The 1,305-nt window shown below is 55.1% G+C and carries 1 protein-coding gene; it reads left to right on the top strand.

The window, feature by feature from the left end:
- Positions 1 to 89 precede the first annotated feature (89 nt).
- On the top strand, positions 90 to 1,268 hold the full coding sequence (locus tag N5D53_RS27565) for an integrase core domain-containing protein (protein WP_012053106.1): 1,179 nt from the start codon (positions 90 to 92) through the stop codon (positions 1,266 to 1,268).
- Positions 1,269 to 1,305: the final 37 nt, after the last annotated feature.

Raw genomic sequence — 1,305 nt, forward strand, 5'->3', positions numbered from 1 at the left:
GGTATGACTCACCCACATAGGTTACAAATCAGTTCACGCACATAGGTAACAGTCTTTAACTGGCAAGGTCGGTTTTCGAGGATCTGACCATGCCTTGGCGAGAGCTGAAACCTATGGACCTGAAAATGCTTTTCATCGCGGATTACCTGCAAGGGCCGCCCAGCTTCAGCGCCCTGTGCCAGGCCTACGAGATCAGCCGTAAGACCGGCTACAAATGGGTCGAGCGATATGAGAAAGAGGGGCCTTCGGGGCTGGAAGAACGCAGCCGCCGCCGGTTGACGCAGAACTGGGTCGTCCCCGCTGCAGTTCGCGAAGCCATCATCGAACTGCGCAGTCGAGGCGAAACGGAACCTGGTCCGAAAAAGATCCAGGCTGCGCTGCAGGAGCGCTTCCCTGATCAGGCGCCACCTTCTAAGACAGCGATTTACAACATCCTCAAGAAGGCCGAGTTGGTCAACCCACGCCGTTTACGTCAGCGTGTAGCGGTCTACCCCAAGCCACTGGAGAAGGCAGAGTCGCCTAACCAGCTGTTCAGTGCTGACTACAAGGGCCAATTTCTGACAGGCGCAGGCGTCTGGTGCTATCCACTAACGATCATGGATCACGCCAGCCGCTTCCTGCTCGCCTGCCACAGCATGCCTAATACCAACCTTCTGGAAACGCAGGCCGTTTTCACCCAGGTGTTTCGGGAAAATGGCCTGCCTGAGCGTATTCGTACCGATAACGGTGTGCCGTTTGCCAGTAAAGGACGTGCAGGACTTTCTCAGCTGTCCATCTGGTGGCTGCGTCTAGGCATCATTCCTGAGCGCATTGCACCTGGAAGGCCTGAGCAAAATGGCCGCCACGAACGCATGCATCGGACACTCAAAAGCACGCTGCCATCACCGCCGGCAGTGGCCTGGGAAGCTCAACAGCGGCATTTTGATCGCTTTCGACAACACTACAATTACGAGCGCTTGCATGAAGCACTGAAACAGAAAACACCGGCGTCTTGCTACCAGCCCTCACCACGCCCATTCCCTGAAAAACTTCCTGAGATGACCTACCCCAGCCATGTCGAGAGTTTACCGGCGGATAGCTGCGGCATCATTAACCGCCGTGGCCTGAGGATCTACGTAGGTTACGTGCTCAAGCACCAGACCATTGGGCTGGAGCAAGTCGGAGATGGCATTTGGGATGTTATTTTCGGTCCCATCATCCTTGGTAGAGTCGATGTGCGGGATGCCACTGATGGTTATGTAACACTTAAGGTGTTGTCACCTATGTGAGTGAACTTTTGTGTAACCCATGTGGGTGACCCGTACA

Origin of the sequence: Pseudomonas sp. GD03862 (genome assembly GCF_029840855.1) — a bacterium.
Classification (GTDB): domain Bacteria; phylum Pseudomonadota; class Gammaproteobacteria; order Pseudomonadales; family Pseudomonadaceae; genus Aquipseudomonas; species Aquipseudomonas alloputida.